The 19,741-nt window shown below is 69.0% G+C and carries 18 protein-coding genes; 12 read left to right on the top strand and 6 right to left on the bottom strand.

The window, feature by feature from the left end; translation table 11 throughout:
- Positions 1 to 52 precede the first annotated feature (52 nt).
- From ACZ5BM_RS07365 to ACZ5BM_RS07340, 6 genes are read right to left on the bottom strand one after another with little or no spacing between them, the layout of a single operon-like run.
- Positions 53 to 559, bottom strand: coding sequence for a TspO/MBR family protein (locus tag ACZ5BM_RS07365; RefSeq protein WP_498911067.1), 507 nt, complete (start codon positions 557 to 559; stop codon positions 53 to 55).
- Positions 556 to 1,731 (bottom strand): Rossmann-fold NAD(P)-binding domain-containing protein, encoded by a 1,176-nt coding sequence (locus ACZ5BM_RS07360; protein WP_498911065.1) that lies wholly within the window; start codon positions 1,729 to 1,731, stop codon positions 556 to 558. The genes ACZ5BM_RS07365 and ACZ5BM_RS07360 overlap by 4 nt, the downstream gene beginning before the upstream one ends.
- Positions 1,728 to 3,041, bottom strand: a complete 1,314-nt coding sequence (locus tag ACZ5BM_RS07355) for a BCD family MFS transporter (protein WP_498911064.1) — start codon at positions 3,039 to 3,041, stop codon at positions 1,728 to 1,730. The genes ACZ5BM_RS07360 and ACZ5BM_RS07355 overlap by 4 nt, the downstream gene beginning before the upstream one ends.
- Positions 3,038 to 3,934 (bottom strand): UbiA prenyltransferase family protein, encoded by an 897-nt coding sequence (gene chlG / locus ACZ5BM_RS07350; protein ID WP_498911062.1) that lies wholly within the window; start codon positions 3,932 to 3,934, stop codon positions 3,038 to 3,040. The genes ACZ5BM_RS07355 and chlG overlap by 4 nt, the downstream gene beginning before the upstream one ends.
- Positions 3,931 to 5,343 (bottom strand): transcriptional regulator PpsR, encoded by a 1,413-nt coding sequence (gene ppsR, locus ACZ5BM_RS07345; RefSeq protein ID WP_498911061.1) that lies wholly within the window; start codon positions 5,341 to 5,343, stop codon positions 3,931 to 3,933. The genes chlG and ppsR overlap by 4 nt, the downstream gene beginning before the upstream one ends.
- Positions 5,344 to 5,364: 21 nt before the next feature.
- Positions 5,365 to 6,285, bottom strand: coding sequence for a cobalamin B12-binding domain-containing protein (locus ACZ5BM_RS07340; protein ID WP_498911059.1), 921 nt, complete (start codon positions 6,283 to 6,285; stop codon positions 5,365 to 5,367).
- A 228-nt stretch (positions 6,286 to 6,513) separates the two neighbouring features.
- Here ACZ5BM_RS07340 and bchF point away from each other — a divergent pair, with 228 nt between their 5' ends.
- Genes bchF through acsF form a run of 12 tightly spaced genes read left to right on the top strand, consistent with a single transcriptional unit; the run spans position 6,514 to position 19,733 of the window.
- A complete protein-coding gene (gene bchF, locus ACZ5BM_RS07335; protein WP_498911057.1) occupies positions 6,514 to 7,029 on the top strand; it encodes a 2-vinyl bacteriochlorophyllide hydratase in 516 nt (171 codons plus the stop codon).
- On the top strand, positions 7,026 to 8,282 hold the full coding sequence (locus ACZ5BM_RS07330; protein ID WP_498911055.1) for a ferredoxin:protochlorophyllide reductase (ATP-dependent) subunit N: 1,257 nt from the start codon (positions 7,026 to 7,028) through the stop codon (positions 8,280 to 8,282). Before bchF ends, ACZ5BM_RS07330 begins: the two co-directional genes overlap by 4 nt.
- Position 8,283: 1 nt before the next feature.
- Positions 8,284 to 9,813, top strand: a complete 1,530-nt coding sequence (bchB, locus tag ACZ5BM_RS07325) for a ferredoxin:protochlorophyllide reductase (ATP-dependent) subunit B (protein ID WP_498911053.1) — start codon at positions 8,284 to 8,286, stop codon at positions 9,811 to 9,813.
- The gene (locus tag ACZ5BM_RS07320) at positions 9,803 to 13,405 is read left to right on the top strand and encodes a magnesium chelatase subunit H (RefSeq protein WP_498911051.1); all 3,603 of its coding nucleotides are present in this window, start codon (positions 9,803 to 9,805) and stop codon (positions 13,403 to 13,405) included. The genes bchB and ACZ5BM_RS07320 overlap by 11 nt, the downstream gene beginning before the upstream one ends.
- Positions 13,402 to 14,319 carry a ferredoxin:protochlorophyllide reductase (ATP-dependent) iron-sulfur ATP-binding protein gene (gene bchL, locus ACZ5BM_RS07315; protein WP_498911049.1) on the top strand — a complete coding sequence of 306 codons (918 nt, stop codon included), beginning with the start codon at positions 13,402 to 13,404 and terminating at the stop codon, positions 14,317 to 14,319. Before ACZ5BM_RS07320 ends, bchL begins: the two co-directional genes overlap by 4 nt.
- Positions 14,319 to 15,017, top strand: coding sequence for a class I SAM-dependent methyltransferase (bchM, locus tag ACZ5BM_RS07310; protein ID WP_498911047.1), 699 nt, complete (start codon positions 14,319 to 14,321; stop codon positions 15,015 to 15,017). Before bchL ends, bchM begins: the two co-directional genes overlap by 1 nt.
- Positions 15,014 to 16,444 carry a BCD family MFS transporter gene (locus tag ACZ5BM_RS07305; RefSeq protein WP_498911045.1) on the top strand — a complete coding sequence of 477 codons (1,431 nt, stop codon included), beginning with the start codon at positions 15,014 to 15,016 and terminating at the stop codon, positions 16,442 to 16,444. The genes bchM and ACZ5BM_RS07305 overlap by 4 nt, the downstream gene beginning before the upstream one ends.
- On the top strand, positions 16,441 to 17,232 hold the full coding sequence (gene puhA / locus ACZ5BM_RS07300) for a YlmC/YmxH family sporulation protein (RefSeq protein ID WP_498911043.1): 792 nt from the start codon (positions 16,441 to 16,443) through the stop codon (positions 17,230 to 17,232). Before ACZ5BM_RS07305 ends, puhA begins: the two co-directional genes overlap by 4 nt.
- Entirely contained in the window at positions 17,229 to 17,903 is a 675-nt protein-coding gene (puhB, locus tag ACZ5BM_RS07295; protein WP_498911041.1) for a photosynthetic complex putative assembly protein PuhB, read from the top strand. The genes puhA and puhB overlap by 4 nt, the downstream gene beginning before the upstream one ends.
- The gene (puhC, locus tag ACZ5BM_RS07290) at positions 17,900 to 18,361 is read left to right on the top strand and encodes a photosynthetic complex assembly protein PuhC (RefSeq protein WP_498911040.1); all 462 of its coding nucleotides are present in this window, start codon (positions 17,900 to 17,902) and stop codon (positions 18,359 to 18,361) included. Before puhB ends, puhC begins: the two co-directional genes overlap by 4 nt.
- The gene (locus ACZ5BM_RS07285; RefSeq protein ID WP_498911038.1) at positions 18,358 to 18,663 is read left to right on the top strand and encodes an O2-dependent cyclase accessory protein; all 306 of its coding nucleotides are present in this window, start codon (positions 18,358 to 18,360) and stop codon (positions 18,661 to 18,663) included. The genes puhC and ACZ5BM_RS07285 overlap by 4 nt, the downstream gene beginning before the upstream one ends.
- Complete coding sequence (gene acsF / locus ACZ5BM_RS07280) at positions 18,660 to 19,733, top strand: magnesium-protoporphyrin IX monomethyl ester (oxidative) cyclase (RefSeq protein WP_498911037.1); 1,074 nt, start codon at positions 18,660 to 18,662, stop codon at positions 19,731 to 19,733. Before ACZ5BM_RS07285 ends, acsF begins: the two co-directional genes overlap by 4 nt.
- Positions 19,734 to 19,741: the final 8 nt, after the last annotated feature.

Genomic DNA, 19,741 nt, shown 5'->3' with positions numbered 1-19,741 from the left:
GTGAATCGGTTTGCTGTCATAACGATCCCGTTGCCGGCGGGTTCGCCCGGCCTCAGGCCGCACGGTGCGCCTCGGCGCCGAACGGCTGGTTCAACCGCACGATGGCGCGGTTGAGCACGGCGGCAATGCCGACCCAGACCAGATAGGGCAACAGCAGAACGGCCGCGAACGGCGACACGACCCAGCTCAGCACCACGAGGCTCAACACCGACAGCCAGAGCGGCACCACCTCGACCAGAGACCAGTCCGGACGCTGCAGATGGAAGAACAGGCCGCTCCAGAGCACGTTCAACACGCCGTTGATCGCGAACAGCGTGATCGCCGTGCCGGTCAGGCCCGCCGCGGACAGGCCCGGCCAGGCCTGCGACACGGACCACACGGTGAGAACGGCGATGCTGGTCCAGACGGTGGGGAACACCCAGCCCGGCGGCTGCCAGGAGGGTTTGCGCAAGCGCTCGTACCACGGGCCGAGCCTGGTCAAAGCCCCGCCCAGCCCCATCACCACCGTGGCGCCCACGGCGGCGACCACCACGGGACGCTCGAGAAACGCGCCGATCATGCCGCGACCAATCCCACCAGATGAGCGATGTTCTTGCAGAAGATGCGCAGATGCGCCGCCGGCTTCGCCCGCACCAGCGCCTTGGTCATATAGGCCGCCCAGGTCAGATCCTGCACGTCGGGATCGCGGCAGATGGAACAGAAACGCTCGCGCCGGTCGTCGTTGGCGTACCAGAAGCGCTGCATCATCCCCAGCATGCGGAACACGTTGCCATGCGCGCGCATGAAGGCGCGCCGTGCGCCGCGCAACGCCCGAACGTCGCCGGTGCGGCAGAAATCCTCCGCCGCCTGCGCCGCCAGCCTGCCGCCCAGCAGGGCGTAGAAGATCCCCTCGCCGGACGCGGGCGCCACCACGCCGGCTGCGTCCCCGGCCAGAACCACGTTGCGGCCGTCGTCCCAGCGCCGCAGCGGCTTCATCGGGATCGGCGCGCCCTCGCGACGCAGCAGCGCGGCGTCCGCCAACCCGGCGGTGCGACGCAGCCCGTCCAGCGCCGGGCGCTGCCGGAATCCCTTGCGCGCACTGCCGAGCCCGACGCTGGTGGTTTCTCCATGCGGAAACACCCAGCCGTAGAAATCCGGCGAATGGACCCCGCCGTAATACACGTCGCACGCATCGGCGGCGGGATCGGGCGACCGGACGATCTCGTGCACGGCATAGACATAGGGCATGCGCGCCGCCCCCTTCACGGTCTGGAGCGCCACCGCCGAGCGCGCGCCGTCCGCCCCCACCACCACGCGCGTCCGCACCTCCCGCTCGGCACCGTCCGGCCCGGCATAGATCACCGTCGCGTCGCCGCCGGGCTCCCGGCGCAGACGCAGAAAGGTGCCGCAGCGTCGTTCCGCGCCGGCTTCGGCGGCACGCACGCGCAGCCATTCGTCGAACCCGTCCCGGTCCACCATGCCGACGAACCCGCCATCGCGGATCGGCATATGCGCGACCCGGTTGCGCGGTGATACGATCCGGGCCGATGTGATCCGGGCCTTCAGCAGCGAGTCCGGCAGCGCGAACGCTTCCATCGCCACGGGCGGGATCGCGCCGCCGCAGGGCTTGATCCGTCCGGCCCGGTCCAGCAGCAGAACCGGGCGCCCGGCCTGCGCCAGCTCGTGCGCGGCCGTGGCGCCGGCCGGACCGCCGCCCACCACCACCACGTCGAACCGATCCACGCCGTTCATCCGATCGCTTCCTTTTCCGCCGGCGCGAAGCCGCCGCCGAACACGCGCATCGCCTGCAGCGCCGCCGCGCCGAACAGAACCGCCTCCAGCCCGAGCAGCACCGCGAACGCCGAAGCGGGCGCGGTCAGGAACCGCATCGAGGCCTGCATCGCGATTCCGGCCCCCAGATCGCCGGCACCCATCGCCAGGGCCTGCGCCGCCCCCCACAATCCGATCCTGACCCCGCCGCCGCGATGCCCGGCCATCTGCATCATCGCCCCGACCGCCGCCACGGCGAACACGCCGTTGCCGAGACCCAGCAACAGTACCAGCGGCGACAACAGTGCCGATTGCCCGGCCAGGGCGCAGCCCGCCAGCCCCGCCAGCGCCAGGGCGGACAGCAGACAGCCGCCCAGAACCCAGTGCCGTACCGGCGGCGACCAGCGCCAGGGCGACAGAACCGCCACCAGCAGCATGCCGACCAGCGCCCCCGCATGCTGCTGTCCGGTGAGCTGCGCCGTGCTGCCGGGCGGCCAGGCGAACACGAAGCCGGCGAACGGCTCCAGCAGGATCTCTTCCGCGCTGTAGGCCAGCATCGACAGCGCCACGAACACGGTAAAACGACGCGCTACCGGATCGCGCCACGCCTGTGTCAGCGCCGCCCCCAAGGTCGGACCACCCGGGGCCGCGACCGTTCGCACCGCCGGCCTGCGCTCGATCCCGATCGTCGCCAGGATCGCGAGCCCAACCGCCAGTGCTGCAACGATGCCCGTTACGACGAACAAACGATGCAAGGAGAACGGTGCCAGCGCGTGCCCGGCCACGCCCGCGCACACGGCGATCCCGGCGATCATCATCATCCACACCACGGCCGCTGCACTGGCCCGACGCGACGGTGCGACCGCCTGACCCAGCAGCGCCAGCAGCGCCGTTCCCGCCGTGCCGACGCCGATGCCGATCAGCGCATAGGCCAGAACCGCCAGCGCGATCCCCGCCGGACGCGCGCCGCCGCCGATCAAGGCCAGCGATTCCGCCGCCAGCAGTGCGCTCCCCGCCATCAACAACACGCCGCCGCGTATCCACGGCACGCGCCGCCCGCCGCGATCGGAGCCGTGCCCCATCGCCGGGCGGATCACCTGAACGAAATACTGCAGAGCGACCAGAAAGGCGGGCAGGGTGGCAGGCAAACGCAGCTCCACCAGCATCACCCGGTTCATGGTCACCGTCACCAGAACCACCACGGCGCCGAGCATGGCCTGCACCAGCCCCATGCGCAGGATTCCGCTCCAACCGAGCGGTGGCGCATCCTCGGTCGTCGCGGCGCCGATCACCCCTGCACCCGCAACGCCAGCGCCGCCGCCAGCATGCCCAGCACCAGAAGCGAGGTGCCGGTCGCATTGTAGCGGATCGCTTCCCGTTCCGGCGCCCGCAGCAGGCGCGGCATCAGCACGAACTGCGCCAGCAGCAGCACTCCGACCACCCCGGCATGAACGGGCGCCTGCCAATGCAGCAGCAGTGCGATCACCACCCCCTGCGGCAGCGCCATCGCCACGCAGGCCAGCCGGCAGGCCCGATCGACGCCGAGCTGCACCGGCAGGGACCGGAGACGCAAAACCGTGTCGCCGCCGACGGACTTGAAATCGTTCAGGATCATGATGCCGAAGGTGGCAAGGCTGTAGAGCACCGCCAGCCAGATCGTCCGCCAGCCCGGCATGGTCCCGGCCGCCGCCGCGGCGCCCGCGAACCAGGACAACCCCTCATAGGACACGCCCACCGCCAGATTGCCGAACCAGCCATTGCCCTTCAAACGCAAGGGCGGCGCGCTGTAGGCCCAGGCCAGAACCGTGCCGAAGGCGGCGGCAGCGAAAACGACCGGCCCCAGCAGCCAGGACGCCGCCAGCGCCAGCAGGCTCCAGCCGATCGCGATCCCCAGCCCCCAGCGACCGGGAATACGCCCGGACGGGATCGGCCGCTCCGGCTGGTTGATCGCGTCCACATGGCGGTCGAACCAGTCGTTGGTCGCCTGGCTGGCGCCGCACAGGAGCGGCCCGGCCAGCACCGCGCCGAGCAGGGCCACAGGCCAGCAACGCCCGAGTGGCACACCCGCCGACAGGATGCCGCAGCCGAACGCCCAGACCGGGGCGAACCAGGTGATCGGCTTCAGCAATTCCAGCAGCGCGGCCGGCGCGATCGTTCCGCGACGGGGCGCCAGGGTCGTGCTCACCTCGAATCGTCCCCGAGCTCCGCGTCCACCAGACCGAACCGGCGCAGCTTCACATAGAGACTCTGCCGGCTCAGCCCCAGCATGTCGGCGGCGGCGGCGCGGTTGTTGCCGGTCATCTCCAGCGCGCCCTCGATGCACATGCGCTCGATCGTGTCCGCCGATTCGCGCACCAGCTCCTTGAGCGGAACACGCCCGATCAGCGCCCCCATGCCATCCGCCGGGCGCGGCACCGCCGCCGCACGATCCGGCGGCACGGGGCGGCGCCCAACATCGCGCAGATAGAAGGCGAAACCGCGCCCTTCGCCTGGACGCAGGCTGGCCGACAGCTCCACCTCCGTGCGCAGCCCGCCTTCACCATGCATCTCGGTCGCGAACAGGCGCACCGCGCCGCGCTGGCGCAGATTGGAGATCAGCACGTCCAGATCCACGCCGTCCCGTCCGACCCAGCGCGACAGCGGCTCGCCCGCGACAGGCTGCTCCCGCGCCAGACCGGCCAGGGCCCGGAACGCATCGTTGGCGGCCACGACGTCGCCGCGCTCGTCGGTCAGCACCGCCGCATCCGGCATCAGGGACAGCAGATCGGGCAGCGCCTCGTCCCCGGCGGCCGGCTCGGACGGCGGATCGTCCGGAGACAGGCGCGCCAGCAGGAACCAGCCCTCCTCCTCGCGCAGCCCGGTCACGGTGATCCGCACCGGGCGGTCGCCCAGCCGGGCCTGCACGGGACCCGGCTGGCCGCCGGCACGGGCGGCATTGAGCGCGCCGGCGACGGCCGCGTCCGGGTCGGCGAACCATTCGGCGAAGGAGCGGATCGCGGCGCGGCGCGCGTCCCGGCCCAGCAGCGTCCGCGCCGCCGGATTCAGCTCGATCGGCCGGAAGGTGGCGGCGTCGAGCACCGCGATCCCGTCGCGCGCGGTTTCGAACAGGATCCGGTAGCGCGCTTCCGTGCGTCGCAGTGCGAGATAGTCGCGCTCCAGATATTGCTGCGTTTCCACCAGACGCTGCTGAAGCACGGCGGTCTGGCGCATGTCGCGACCGATCAGGATCGCGCCCTCGTTGCGGTTGTCGGGCACGGCGGACCAGGAGATCGCCACGTCGATCCCGTCGGTGGCGGGATGGTTGAGCTGGCGCCAGCGCACCGGCTTGTCACCGGCCGCGTCGGCCAGCATCGCGTCCAGCTTGGGCCGGCTTTCCACCGTCATGCCGTTGCGCCAGTTGCGGTCGAGCCAGTCGCCGCGATCGGCCAGCTCCCCCCGCAGGCTCTGGTCGCGGAACTGCACCTCGCGCACCGTTCCTGCCCGATCGAGCCGGAGCGCCACATCCGCCGCGGTCAGCACCATGGTCCTGACCGTTCCGGCGTCGAGGTCATGAAACAAGGGATCGGGCAGGGAGGAGATCGCGTTCTTCACCATGTCGTCGCCATATCGGATCGATCACGCCGGTCGGCTCGGGAGGGCGGACCGGGCAAGACCCGCATCCAGACCCCCGGCACCGCGTCTGGCCGCGGAATCCGGCAGCATTGCGGCCAGCCTGGCCGGAGCACGGGCGCCATCTGTCACCACCAGATCGGCGTCGAACCGCGTCGCCATCCCGGGCTGAACCACGAAAAGCGGACCGCCCAGCGTGATGCGGATCCTCGGATTGCGCGACACCGCACGCACCATGCGCAGCGTTTCCGTCAGCCGCTCGACCTGGACGTCGCAGCTCACCGCCAGACCCACCGCATCCATCTCGTGCGCGCGCAGATGCCCCTCCAGCCCCAACGGCGAGGCGGCGCCATCCGTCACTATCCAGCCCGCGTGCCGGAAGAAATCCGCCGCCATGCTCAGTCCGAACGTGTGCTGGTTTCCCGCCAGCGGCATCATCAGGATGGTCGGCGCACGCGAAACCCCGCGTCGCGGCGGCAGAACCGGCAGCAAGCCGTACAGGGCGCGCTCCAGACGCATGGTGCCCAGCGTCACGTCCACGAAATCGAGCTGGTCTTCCACCCAGAGCTTGCCCAGATGACGCGCCGCCGGGGCCAGAACGTGCAGGCAGAGTTCCTCGGGATCGGCGCCGCCCTCCAGCAGCCGCTCCAGCCGTGCCCGCACCCGTTCGGGGTTCGCCCCCACCGCGTCCACCGCCATTTCCACCGAAAGGCGCGCAGAGAATTCCGGCGTGCCGGTGATGAACGCACCGTCGGGCGGCTGTGCTCCGTGCAGCCCCAGCAGATGCGGCACCACGCGCTGCTCGATCATGTGGCGCAGTTCCGCCCCACGCGACGCGGCCGGAGAGGCCGCCGCCGCGCCTCCCGCACCGCCTGAAGTGGCGGCCGGGCCGGGCCGGCTCGAACCGGTATGCTGGATGCCGTTCATCGCCCTACCTCGCGGTCCACAAACTGGCGAGAACCCGGCTGAAGTGTCAAGCAAGGTTTACGTTCGGTTTGCTTGACACTTTCCGTCATGGACGCCTAGCGTGTCATGAAGGCGGAACAATCGTGCCGCCATCCGGAGTGTCGGACGGAACCGGCCTTCTCGCCAGTGCAAAACCGTCCGGACACGCGATCGCCCGAATCCGCCGGGCGCTGGAGTGGAGGCTCGATCATGCCGAAAGCTCTTTCCCGTAGGCCGCTCTACACACCCGCCGAGCGCGAACGGCGCGATGCCTCCCCCTGGACGGTGGTGCAGGGCGCCCTGGCGCCGCTCCAGTTCCTCCTTTTCGGGATCAGCCTGGTCCTGGTGCTGCGCTTCCTGCTCACCGGCGACGGCCTGCACGAGGCGATGCTGTCCGTGCTGCCCAAGGTCGCGGCGCTCTACGCCATCATGATCACCGGCGCGCTCTGGGAACGCGACGTGTTCGGCCGCTACCTGTTCGCGCCCGCCTTCTTCTGGGAAGACGCCGTGAGCATGATCGTGATCGCGCTGCACACGGCCTATCTGGCGGCGCTCTGGTTCGGCATCCTTCAGCCGCGCGCGCTCATGCTCCTCGCCCTGCTCGCCTATGCCAGCTACGTTGTGAACGCGGCGCAGTTCGTGCTGAAGCTGCGCCGCGCCCGGCAGGATCCGGTGCTGCCCTCCTCCTTCAAGTCCTGCGCCCTCGCGGGAGACATGGCGCGGTGAACGCGATCCTGCCCGCACGCGATACGGAGATCGTCCGCGAAAGCGGACAGCGTTCCGTGTTCTGCGGTCTCACCGGCATCGTCTGGCTGCATCGCCGCATCCAGGACGCGTTCTTTCTCGTGGTCGGCTCGCGCACCTGTGCGCATCTGCTCCAATCCGCCGCCGGCGTCATGATCTTCGCCGAGCCGCGCTTCGCCACCGCCATCATCGAGGAACGCGATCTCGCCGGCCGCGCCGACCCGGAAGACGAGCTCGATCGCGTGGTGGAACGCCTGCTGGAGCGCCGCCCGGATATCCGCCTGCTGTTCCTGGTCGGCTCCTGCCCGTCCGAGGTGATCAAGCTCGACCTGTCGCGCGCTTCCGCACGGCTCTCGCGCCGCTTCGCCCCCGCCGTGCGCGTGCTGGATTATTCCGGCAGCGGAATCGAAACCACCTTCACCGAGGGCGAGGATCGCTGCCTCGAAGCCCTGGTGCCGACTTTGCCGCAGGACGATGCGTCGGCCCTGCTGGTGGTCGGCGTGCTGGCCGACGTGGTGGAAGCGCAGTTCCGCCGCTTGTTCGAAGCACTCGGGATCGAACGCGTCCGCTTCCTGCCGGCCTCGCGCGCCGGCGAGATGCCGGCGATCGGCAGCGGCACGCGGATCCTCTGCGCGCAGCCTTTCCTGCACAACACGGTGCAGGCCCTGCAACGACGCGGCTGCGTGCCGGTCGCGGCGCCGTTTCCCCTCGGCGCGGAAGGCACCACGCTTTGGGTCGCGGCGGCGGCGGCGTCGTTCGCGATCCCGCCCAAGCGTGTCCGCGCCGTGTGCGAAGCCGGCGAAGCCCGTGCCCGCACCGCGCTCGCGTCGCATCGTGCGGCATTGTCCGGCAAGACCGTGTTCCTGTTCCCCGACAGCCAGCTCGAAGTGCCGCTCGCGCGCTTCCTGCAACGCGAACTCGGCATGGTCGCGGTGGAGATCGGCACGCCTTTCCTCCATCGCGGCGCGCTTACCCCCGAACTCGCTCTGCTGCCCCCCGGTTCCGCCGTGGTGGAAGGCCAGCACGTCGACCGGCAGCTCGACCGCTGCCGTGCCGCGCGGCCGGACATCACCGTCTGCGGACTCGGACTCGCCAATCCGCTCGAAGCGGAGGGCCTCACCACCAAATGGTCGATCGAGCTTCTGTTCACGCCGATCCAGGGCTTCGAACAGGCCGCCGATCTTGCCGCCCTGTTCACGCGCCCGCTCGACCGGCGCACGCGATTGGCGGTCTGAGATGCAGCTCGCCCTCTGGACCTATGAAGGACCACCCCATGTCGGCGCGATGCGCGTCGCCACCGCGATGAAAGGCGTGCACTACGTTCTGCACGCGCCGCAGGGCGATACCTACGCCGATCTGCTGTTCACCATGATCGAGCGTCGCGGCCAGCGCCCGCCGGTCAGCTACACCACCTTCCAGGCGCGCGATCTCGGCGGCGACACCGCGACTCTGTTCCGCGACACGCTGTCCGACGCGTTCGAACGCTTCCAGCCGCAGGCGATGCTGGTCGGCGCATCCTGCACGGCGGAACTGATCCAGGACGATCCGGGCGGTCTGGCCCGCGCGCTCGCCTTGCCGGTGCCGGTGGTGGCGCTGGAACTGCCCTCCTATCAGCGCAAGGAGAACTGGGGCGCGGGCGAGACTTTCTATCAGCTCGTGCGCGCCTTCTGCGGCGACGAGAAGCCGCCACGCGCCGAGAACGCGGCGCCCTCCTGCAACATTCTCGGGCCCACCGCGCTCGGCTTCCGCCATCGCGACGATCTGCGAGAGATCCGCACCCTGCTGGACGAGATGGGCATTCGCGTGAACGTCGCGGCGCCTCTGGATGCGACACCTGCCGATCTTTCCCGGCTCTCACAGGCCGATTTCAACGTGGTGCTCTATCCTGAGATCGCGGGTCCGGCCGCGGCGCTGCTGGAGCGACGGTTCAAACAGAAGCAGACGCGCACCGTGCCGATCGGCGTCGGCGCCACGCGCGATTTCATCCGCGAGGTCGCAGTCCTGGCCGGCATCGATGCCGAACCGATCCTGTCGCGCGCGCAATCGAACCTGCCCTGGTATTCGCGCTCGGTGGATTCCACCTACCTCACCGGCAAGCGCGTGTTCGTGTTCGGTGACGCCACCCACGCCATCGCCGCCGCGCGCGTCGCCACCGAGGAACTCGGCTTCACCCTGGTCGGCCTCGGTACATACAGCCGCGAACAGGCACGCGATCTGCGTGATGCGGCGAAGAAGCACGGCATCGAGCCGCTGATCAGCGACGATCATCTCGACGTGGAGGCCGCCATCACCGCGTCCGGCGCCGAACTGGTGCTGGGCACGCAGATGGAGCGGCATATCGCCAAGCGTCTCGGTATTCCCTGCGCGGTGATCTCGGCGCCGGTGCATGTGCAGGACTTCCCCGCGCGCCATTCGCCGCAGATGGGGTTCGAAGGCGCCAACGTCCTGTTCGACAGCTGGGTGCATCCGCTGATGATGGGGCTGGAAGAACATCTTCTCGGCCTGTTCAAGGACGATTTCGAGTTCGCCGACGGCGCCGCGCCGTCCCATCTGGCGGCCGAGGAGCCGGTCATGGCGGTGGCGGCCGAAACGCCCGTATCGGACACGACCGTCTGGGACGCGGATGCGGAGCGCGAGCTGTCCCGCGTGCCGTTCTTCGTGCGCGGCAAGGCGAGACGCAACACCGAGCGCTTCGCGAGGGAGCGTGGCCTGTCGAGCATCTCCCTCGAAACGCTCTACGACGCCAAGGCGCATTATGCGCGGTGACGGCCCCCTTCCCGTCGCACCGGTGCGGGTGGCGATCGTCACCATGGACAGCCATCTGTCCTCCGCGGCGACGCGCGCGGAAGCGATGCTGCGCCGGGAGATGCCAGGCCTCGAACTCGTCGTGCATGCGGCGGCGGAATGGAACAGCCGGCCGGACTCCCTGCAGGACTGCCTGCGCGACATCGCCCGCGCCGATATCGTCGTCGCCACCATGTTGTTTCTCGACGAGCATATCCGCGCCGTCCTGCCCGCACTGAAAGCGCGCCGCGCCAATTGCGACGCCATGGTCTGCATCATGGCGGCGGGCGAGGTGGTGAAACTCACACGCCTCGGCCGTTTCGACATGTCGGCGGAAAGCAGCGGCGCGATGGCACTGCTTCGCAAGCTGCGCGGCAATCGCGGCAAGAGCGGCGGCGCGCCGTCCAGCGGCGAGAAGCAGATGCGCATGTTGCGACGCCTGCCGCAGCTCCTGCGCTTCATCCCCGGCACGGCGCAGGATGCGCGCGCCTATTTCCTGGTGATGCAGTACTGGCTGGCCGGTTCGGATCAGAACATCGCCGGCATGGTCCGACTTCTCATCGGCCGCTACTGCACGGGAACGCGTCAGCCGCCGGCCTCGTTCGCACGCCTGCAGGCCCCGGTCTCCCACCCGGATGTCGGGCTGTATCATCCGTCCCTGCCGCAGCGCATGACCGAAACCCTGTCCGATCTGCCGAAAGGTTCCGCATCACACGGCACGGTCGGACTTCTGCTGCTGCGTTCCTATGTGCTGGCCGGCAATGCCGGTCATTATGACGGCGTCATCGCGGCGCTCGAGGCGCGCGGTCTGCGTGTCATCCCGGCCTTCGCCGCCGGGCTCGACCAGCGTCCGGCGATCGAGCGGTTCTTCCTGCGCGACGGAGCGCCCACCGTGGATGCGATCCTGTCGCTGACCGGATTCTCCCTCGTCGGCGGCCCGGCCTACAACGACAGCGACGCGGCGTCGGAGATCCTCGCGCGTCTCGACGTGCCCTATCTCGCCGCCCATCCGGTCGAATTCCAGTCTCTGGAGGAATGGGAGAAGAGCGCGCAGGGTCTCGGCCCGGTGGAAGCGGCGATGATGATCGCGATCCCGGAGCTGGACGGTGCCACCGGCCCGATCTGCTTCGGCGGACGCTCGCAGAAAGCGGAATCGCGTCATGACATGACGGCGCATGCGGAGCGCGCCGCGACGCTGGCCGCGCGCATCGCCAGGCTCGTCGCCCTGCGCCGCAGTGCGCGCAGCCACCGTCGCGTGGCGATCGTGCTGTTCAACTTCCCGCCCAATAGCGGCGCCGTCGGCACGGCGGCCTTCCTGTCCGTGTTCCAGTCGCTGCACAACACGCTGCAGGCTCTGGCCGGTGCGGGCTACGACGTTTCGCCACCGCCGGACGTGGAGGCGCTGCGACGCGCGATCGTCGAGGGCAACGCGGCGCAGTACGGCACAGACGCCAACGTGGCAGCGCGCATCCCGGCAGACGAGCATGTGCGCCGCGAACCGCATCTGCGCGAGATCGAGCGCTGCTGGGGCCCGGCACCCGGCAGGCAGAACAGCGACGGCCAGACCATCCAGATTCTCGGCGCACGGTTCGGCAACGTTTTCGTCGGCCTGCAACCGGCGATCGGCATCGAGGGCGACCCGATGCGTCTGCTGTTCGAAGGCACCTTCGCCCCGACCCATGCCTTCTCCGCCTTCTACCGTTTCCTGCGCGAAGACTTCGCCGCCGATGCGGTGCTGCATTTCGGCACCCATGGCGCGCTGGAATTCATGCCCGGCAAGCAATGCGCCCTGTCCGCCGCCTGCTGGCCGGACCGGTTGATCGGCGATCTGCCGAATCTCTATCTCTACGCCTGCAACAACCCGTCCGAGGGTGCTCTGGCCAAGCGCCGCGGCGGCGCCACGCTGATCTCGCATCTCACCCCGTCTTTGGCTCGGGCCGGTCTGTATCGCGGCCTGCTCGACCTGCGCGCGTCGCTGGATCGCTGGCGCGCGCTGCCGCCCGACGCTCCCGCCGAACAGCGCGCGCTGCTGCACACGCTGATCCAGGCCCAGGCCGCTTCGGTGGAGATGGCACCGGCCGAACCCGCCTGGACCGACCCGGAAGCCGCGCTCTCGCGGCTGGTGCCGGCCCTGCTCGAACTGGAACAGGCGCTGATCCCGCACGGCCTGCATGTCGTCGGCGCTCCGCCGGATGCCGAAGCGCGCGCCGCGCTTCTGGACGCGATGCCGGCGGCGGATGCGGAAACCCGTGCGCGCATCGACGCTCTTCTGGCGGAGGACACCGAGCTTCCCGCCATCCTGCACGCACTGGATGGCGGTTTCGTCCGTCCCGCACCGGGCGGCGATCTGGCGCGCACGCCCGCGGTGCTGCCGACAGGACGCAATCTGCATGGTTTCGACCCGTTCCGGATTCCGTCCGCCTTCGCCGTCGCCGATGGCCGCCAACAGGCCGATCGGCTGCTCGCACGCCATGAAGCCAGCGGTGCCTCGCTGCCGGAAACCGTGGCGATGGTTCTGTGGGGCACGGACAATCTGAAAAGCGAAGGCAGCCCGCTGTCGCAGGTTCTCTGGCTGCTGGGCGCCGTGCCGCGTCACGATTCCTATGGCCGGCTTTGCGGCGCGACCCTGCTGCCCCTGGCCGAACTCGGCAGGCCCCGAATCGACGTTCTCGTGACCCTGTCCGGCATCTTTCGCGATCTGCTGCCGATGCAGACGCGCCTGATCGCCGAAGCCTGCCTGCTGGCCGCGCAGGCGGATGAACCCGTCGAGCGGAACTACGTCCGCAAGCACGCTCTGGCCTTCATGGCCCAGCAGGGCGGCAGCATCGAGGATGCGGCTCTGCGCGTGTTCTCCAACGATGACGGCGCCTACGGCTCCAACGTCAATCTTCTGCTCGACGACGGCGCATGGCAGGACGAGACCGAACTGTCGGAAGCCTTCCTGCGCCGCAAGGGGTTCGCCTACGGCGCCACCGGCGCACCGCGCCGTCATGACGCCCTTCTGTCGCACGTCCTGTCCGCCGTCGATGTCGCCTACCAGAATCTCGAATCAGTCGAACTCGGCGTCACCAGCCTCGACCATTATTTCGATACGCTCGGCGGCGTCACCCGTGCCGTCCGCGCCACGCGCGGCGACGATGCCGCCTCCGTCTATATCGGCGACCAGACGCGCGGCGACGGCGTGGTGCGAACCCTCGCCGAGCAGGTCGCGCTGGAAACGCGCACGCGCGCGCTGAACCCGAAATGGTTCGAGGCCCTGCTCGAACACGGCCATGAAGGCGTCCGCCATATCGAGGCGCATGTCACCAACACGCTCGGCTGGTCCGCCACCACGGGACAGGTCGCTCCCTGGATCTATCAGTCCCTGTCCGAAACCTATGTTCTGGACGATGCCATGCGCGAGCGTCTTGCTGCGCTGAACCCCACCGCCGCCCTGCGCATCGCCAACCGTTTGATCGAGGCGCATGAGCGTCGCTACTGGAGCCCGGATCCTTCGGTGATCGACCGTCTGCGACGCGCGGGCGAACAGATCGAGGACCGGCTCGAAGGATTGCCCATGGAGCACGCCGCATGACCGTCCTCGATCTCCCGGCCAAACTCCGTGCCGCCTCCGCCTGCAACACCTGCGAGGACGGCGAAGGCAGCGTCCAGGTGCGTCTCGACACCGGCGCCCGAGTCGGCGCCGCCAAGGTGTTCGCGGTCTACGGCAAGGGCGGCATCGGCAAGAGCACGACCTCGTCCAATCTTTCCGTCGCCTTCAGCAAACTCGGCAAGCGCGTGCTGCAGATCGGCTGCGATCCCAAGCACGATTCCACCTTCACCCTCACCAAGCGCCTCGCTCCCACGGTGATCGACGCACTGGAAGCGGTGGATTTCCACCCCGAGGAGCTGCGCGCGGAGGATTTCGTGTTTCCCGGCTATAACGGCGTGATGTGCGTCGAAGCCGGCGGTCCTGCGGCCGGTACCGGCTGCGGCGGCTACGTGGTCGGCCAGACCGTCAAGCTGCTGCGCGAACACCATCTTCTGGAAGAAACCGACGTCGTCATCTTCGACGTTCTCGGTGACGTGGTGTGCGGCGGGTTCGCCGCTCCCTTGCAGCATGCCGATCGCGCCCTCGTCGTCGCCGCCAACGATTTCGACTCCATCTTCGCGATGAACCGCATCGTCGCCGCCATCGCCGCCAAGTCCCGCAACTACGACGTGCGTCTCGGCGGCGTCATCGTGAACCGGTCCGCCGACACCGATCAGGTCGCGCGCTACAACGACGCCACCGGCATGCGCACTCTGGCGCATTTCCCCGATCTCGACGCCATCCGCCGCTCCCGCCTCAGCAAATCCACCCTGTTCGAGATGCCGGACTCTCCCGAACTCGACGCGGTCCGTGCCGAATATCTCCGTCTGGCCCAGTCGCTTTGGGACGGCGTCGATCCGCTGCCAGCCGCGCCGATGAAGGATCGCGACATCTTCGATCTTCTGGGGTTCGAGTGATGAGCGCCGCCTACGCCGAACGCCGCGACACGCTGCATCGCTATTTCGATCGCACCGCGGCCGATGCCTGGGCGAAACTCACCTCCGACGCGCCGGTCGGCCGAATCCGCGCCACTGTGCGCGCCGGGCGCGACGCGATGCGGCAGACGTTGCTCGACTGGCTTCCGGCCGATCTGTCCGGCACGCGCATTCTCGATGCCGGCTGCGGGACGGGTGCGTTCAGCATCGAGGCCGCGCGGCGCGGTGCGGAGATGGTCGCGCTCGATCTCTCCGACACGCTGCTGCACACAGCACGCGAACGCCTCCCCGCCGATCTCGCCGGCCGCGTCCGGTTCGAGACCGGCGACATGCGCGACGCCGCCCGCTTCGGCAGCTTCGACCACGTCGTGGCGATGGACAGTCTGATCCATTACCCGGCAGCCGAGATCGCCGCCGTGCTCGCCGCCTTCGCCCCCGTGATTCGCCGCTCGATACTGTTCACCATCGCCCCGCGCACCCCCGCTCTCGCGGCGATGCATGCGGTCGGCCGCCTGTTCCCGCGCGGCGACCGCGCGCCCGCGATCGAGCCCGTATCCTGGCCGAACGTCGCCGCCCGCATCGATGCCGAACCGGCTTTGTCGGGTTGGCATGCCGCGCGTCACGCCGCCATCTCCACCGGCTTCTACAAGAGCCACGCACGCGAGCTGGTGCGCGCATGAGCGGCGCGGTTCCGGCCCGGACCACGCGTTGGGGCGAATGGCTGCTGCCGTTCGCCAACGTGTCCACGCCGGAACTGCCGCTGAACCGCATCCTGCGTTTGTCGCTGTTCCAGGTCTCCGTCGGGATGGCGCTGGTGCTGGTGATCGGCACGCTGAACCGGGTGATGATCGTGGAGCTCGGCGTTCCGGCCTGGCTGGTCGCGACCATGATCTCCCTGCCGCTGGTGCTGGCGCCGCTGCGCGCGGTGATTGGCCACCGCTCCGACGAGCATCGTTCGCTTCTCGGCTGGCGCAGACTACCGTTTCTGTGGATGGGCACGCTGCTGCAATTCGGCGGCTTCGCCATCATGCCGTTCGCGCTGATCGTGCTGTCCGGCGATGCGCCACGCGCGCCACACATCGTCGGTCCTGCTGCCTCCGGCCTCGCCTTCCTGCTCGTCGGCGCCGGGCTGCACACGGTGCAGACCACGGGCATGGCGCTGGCCACCGATCTCGCCCCGCCACGCGCCCGCACCAAGGTCGTCACGCTGCTCTGCGTCATGCTTCTGCTCGGCATGCTCGGCAGCGCGGTTCTGTTCGGCCGTCTGCTGTCGCCGTTCAGCGAAGTGAAGCTGATCCAGGTGATCCAGGGCGCCGCCGTTCTCACGCTCGCCCTGAATTTCATCGCCGTCTGGAAGCAGGAAGCACGCGACCCGAACCGCACCGCCGCATCCGCGCCGCGCACCAGTTTTGCCGACGCCATGCGCGCTTTGTCGAACGGCGACCGTCCGGTCCGCCGCCTCGCCAGCGTCGCCCTCGGTACGATCGCGTTTTCCATGCAGGACGTTCTGCTGGAGCCCTATGGCGGTCAGGTGCTGCATCTGCCCGTCGCGATGACCACCGCACTCACAGCCCTGCTCGCCGTAGGCGGTTTGCTCGGCTTCACCGTGTCCGCAGGCTGGCTGTCGCGTGGCGCCGACCGGTATCGCCTCGCCGCGATCGGCATCCTAAACGGCCTGCTCGCCTTCATCCTGCTGATCTTCGCCGCCCCCGCCGCGTCCGGCGCCCTGTTCGCCGCCGGCACGCTGCTGATCGGCTTCGGCAGCGCCTGTTTCGAGGTCGGCACCCTCTCGGCTGCGATGGAACAGGCGCGCTCGGGCCGCGGCGGTCTCGCGCTCGGAACATGGGGCGCGGTGCAGGCCTTCGCCGCGGGTCTTGCCATTCTCGGCGGCGGGATCACGCATGATCTCGTCGGCGCGCTCGGCCGCTCCGGCCGCCTCGGCGCCACGCTGGCGGTGCCCTCGGTCGGCTACGGCGCCGTCTACGTCATCGAGATCGTTTTGTTGTTCGCGACCCTGGCAGCGATCGGACCACTCGCCGCCGGGCCTCGTTTTCAGATACCCGCTTTCCCGGCCGCGTCCCGGCCCCTCGGAGGATCGCCCACGTGAGCGCCGCCATCACCGGATATGTCGACGTCGCCCAGATCGCCCTCTACATCTTCTGGGGCTTCTTTCTGGCGCTCGTGATCTACATCCGACGCGAGGACAAGCGGGAAGGCTATCCGCTCGTGGGCGAGGGGCCGCAACGCTTCGTGCGCGGCGCCATCGAAGGCTTTCCACCCACACCCGCACCGAAATTCTATCGCCGCAAGGAGGGCACGCTGGCCCCGGCCCCGCAGACCGTCCCGCCCGACGGTCCCGTGATCGGCGCGGTGCCGATGGAATCCCATCCCGGCGCGCCGCTGATCCCCACGGGCGATCCGCTGCGTGACGGCATCGGCCCGGCCGCCTGGGCGATGCGCCGCGACATCCCGCTCCGCACCTGGCGCGGCCAGAACATCATGCGGCCGCTGCGCCTCGCCACCGAATACTCCGTGTCGCGCTTCTCCACCGATCCGCATGGCTGGCCGGTCGTGGGTCTCGACGGCATCGTCGCAGGCCACGTCGTCGATATCTGGATCGACGACGAGGAGAACGACACGCGCTATCTCGAGATCGCGCTCGTGTCCGCCATCGACGTCGCCGAACGCCGCGTGCTCGTGCCGCATCCGTTCGTGCGTTACGACCGCCGCCGCGAACGCGTCGTGGTGCGCGCCCTGCACGCCGCACAATTCGCGCACGTGCCCGCACTGGCGAACCCGGATCAGGTGACCGCGCGCGAGGAAGATCGTCTGGTCGGCTATTACGGCGGCGGCATGCTGTACGGCACCCGCAACCGCATGGGGCCGCTGCTGTGATCGGCCGCACCAAGCGTCCGCTGGTCCGCCGGCGAGACGATCCTCTGGGCGGACTGCCGGCGCGCCTGCCTGAAGGCGAGCGCGTCCTGTGGCAGGGCCGGCCCGATGCGTCGCTGCTGGCACTCCGCGCTCTGCATGTGCGCAAGATCGCCGTCTATCTCGCGATCATGCTCGCCTGGTTCACGATCAGCGACTTCTCCGTCGCGCACTGGCAGAGAACCGTTGCCGGCATTCTCTGCCTCGCACTGGCGGGTGCGGCGGCGATCGGCCTGCTCTGCGGGTTCGCCGTTCTCCTGTCGCGCAGCACGATCTACACGCTCACCGATCGCCGCGTGGTCCTGCGCTTCGGCGTCGCCCTCACCATGAGCGTCAACCTGCCTCTGGTGCTGGTCGAGAACGCCGATCTGCGCCGTGCGCCTGACGGCAGCGGCGACGTGATCCTGCGCATGAGCGGCCGTCAGACGCTCGGCTACGCGCTGCTCTGGCCGCATGCCCGGCCCTGGCGCTTCTCCCGCCCGGAGCCGATGCTGCGCGCGGTGCGGGACGTGTCCGCCCTGGCTGCCCTGCTGTCCGAGGCTCTCGCGCACACCGTTCCGGAACGTGAGGCCTCCATCGCATCCGGCGAAAGCGTGCTCGTCAAGGCGCCGTCGCCCGTCATGGTGCCGGCATGAGCGCTCGTGCCGCTCCGGCCGGGCTGCCGATCGGGCCGTTCCTGGCCGCGGCGGGCGTACTCTTCATCGTGGCGCTCGCTCTGTGCCTGCCGAAGAACCACGGCGCACTGATCCCCGTTTATATCGACAAGGCGCCGATCCTGTCCGCTCGCGCCTTGCGCTTCGACGAACACGCCGACGGCACATTGGACGTCTTCGATGCTGCGAACGGCGCGTTGATCGAGAACCTTCCGGTCGATCGCAACGGTTTCCTGCATGCGCTGGTGCACGGCCTCGGCGCCACACGCAGGCGTGCCCACGTGCCGCTCGCGCAATCCTACAGCCTGACCCTGTTCAAGGACGGAAGACTGGTGCTGGCCGATGCCGCCACGCACACCAGTATCGACATGGAAGGCTTTGGCCCGACCAACATACACGGCGTCCTGGCGCTGCTCGCCGGGCAGGGATCTCGGCCGTGAGCCGCACCCTGTCCGTTCGCTGCGCGGTGGAGATCGCGAAGACGCCGGAAACCTTTCACGCCTATGCGGTGCCGGAAGGCGTCGCCCTGCGTCCCGGCGATGCGGTTCTGGTGCACGACGCGCCGACCGAGATTGCGTTCGGAGAAACTCTCCGGCGCGATTGCCGCGCCACCGTGCGACGTGCCGGATGGCTGAAACGCGCCTGGACGCGCGCCACCTCGATCTTCCTCCTCACCAGCCTCTATGAGGTCGGCTTCGAACCGAAACCGGCCCTCCCTGCCTGCGGGACCTCACACCCATGAACGCCACCACACGCATCGTGCCCGAGGGAACGCCCAACGACGCCACGCGCAGCGCGCAGGAAAACACCGTCCTGTCGCCGCGTTTCTACACCACGGACTTTCCGGCCATGGACCGGATCGATGTCGGCGGCGTGCGCAGGGAGTGGGATGACCTGATCGCGGAACTGCGTCGCGACGACAACCGTCACCACTTCCTGCGCGACGAGTCCTTCGATCTCGACCTGTCCACCCTGCCGCCCGATCTGCGCGCCGAATTCCTCGACTTCCTGATCAGCTCCGTCACCGCCGAATTCTCCGGCTGCGTGCTTTATGCCGAGATCAAGAAGCGCATCACCAATCCCGACATTCGCGAGCTGTTCAGTCTGATGGCCCGCGACGAGGCGCGTCATGCCGGGTTCATCAACGACACGCTCAAGGATTTCGGCGTCGGCGTCGATCTCGGCTTCCTCGCGCGGGAAAAGAAATACACCTTCTTCAAACCGAAATTCGTCTTCTACGCGACCTATCTGTCGGAGAAGATCGGCTACGCACGCTACATCTCCATCTTCCGTCAGCTCGAGCGGCACCCGGAATACCGCTTTCATCCGATCTTCCGCTGGTTCGAGAAATGGTGCGGCGACGAATTCCGTCATGGCGAAGCCTTCGCACTGCTGATGCGCGCCGATCCGAAACTCCTCCGTGGCCGCAACAGGCTCTGGATCCGCTTCTTCCTGCTGGCCGTGTTCGCCACCATGTACGTGCGCGATCATGCGCGGCCTGTGTTCCACGCCTCTCTCGGGCTCGACCCGACCGAATACGACATGCAGGTGTTCCGCATCACCACCGAGATCACCCGGCAGGTGTTTCCGGTCTCGCTCCCGCTGGACGATCCGCGCTTCGCCGCCGGCCTCGAAACGCTGCGCGGCATCACCGAGCGGATGCGTGCGGCGGCCGCACGTGGCGGCATCGCCGGCCGGGTCGCCAAGCTCCGGCTGACGCTTCAGGCCGGCCTTGCCTTCGCGCGGCTCTATGTTCTCCCGGTGCAGCGCAACCGGCTGCCGCGCACGGTGCGCTTGCAACCGGTCTGGTAGGAAACGGA

It is taken from the genome of Lichenicola sp. GTC18331 (genome assembly GCF_055386855.1).
Note: the sequence above shows the minus strand (reverse complement) of the source record. Positions and strands in the feature narration are given on the sequence as shown.

Bases quoted from the DNA above. Each gene is read 5' to 3' on its own strand.
- ppsR (WP_498911061.1), bottom strand. From the start codon at position 5,343: ATGGTGAAGAACGCGATCTCCTCCCTGCCCGATCCCTTGTTTCATGAC.
- ACZ5BM_RS07305 (WP_498911045.1), top strand. From the start codon at position 15,014: ATGAGCGGCGCGGTTCCGGCCCGGACCACGCGTTGGGGCGAATGGCTG.
- bchM (WP_498911047.1), top strand. From the start codon at position 14,319: ATGAGCGCCGCCTACGCCGAACGCCGCGACACGCTGCATCGCTATTTC.
- ACZ5BM_RS07360 (WP_498911065.1), bottom strand. From the start codon at position 1,731: ATGAACGGCGTGGATCGGTTCGACGTGGTGGTGGTGGGCGGCGGTCCG.
- ACZ5BM_RS07365 (WP_498911067.1), bottom strand. From the start codon at position 559: ATGATCGGCGCGTTTCTCGAGCGTCCCGTGGTGGTCGCCGCCGTGGGC.
- bchF (WP_498911057.1), top strand. From the start codon at position 6,514: ATGCCGAAAGCTCTTTCCCGTAGGCCGCTCTACACACCCGCCGAGCGC.
- ACZ5BM_RS07320 (WP_498911051.1), top strand. From the start codon at position 9,803: ATGCGCGGTGACGGCCCCCTTCCCGTCGCACCGGTGCGGGTGGCGATC.
- puhC (WP_498911040.1), top strand. From the start codon at position 17,900: ATGAGCGCTCGTGCCGCTCCGGCCGGGCTGCCGATCGGGCCGTTCCTG.
- bchL (WP_498911049.1), top strand. From the start codon at position 13,402: ATGACCGTCCTCGATCTCCCGGCCAAACTCCGTGCCGCCTCCGCCTGC.
- acsF (WP_498911037.1), top strand. From the start codon at position 18,660: ATGAACGCCACCACACGCATCGTGCCCGAGGGAACGCCCAACGACGCC.
- bchB (WP_498911053.1), top strand. From the start codon at position 8,284: ATGCAGCTCGCCCTCTGGACCTATGAAGGACCACCCCATGTCGGCGCG.
- ACZ5BM_RS07340 (WP_498911059.1), bottom strand. From the start codon at position 6,285: ATGAACGGCATCCAGCATACCGGTTCGAGCCGGCCCGGCCCGGCCGCC.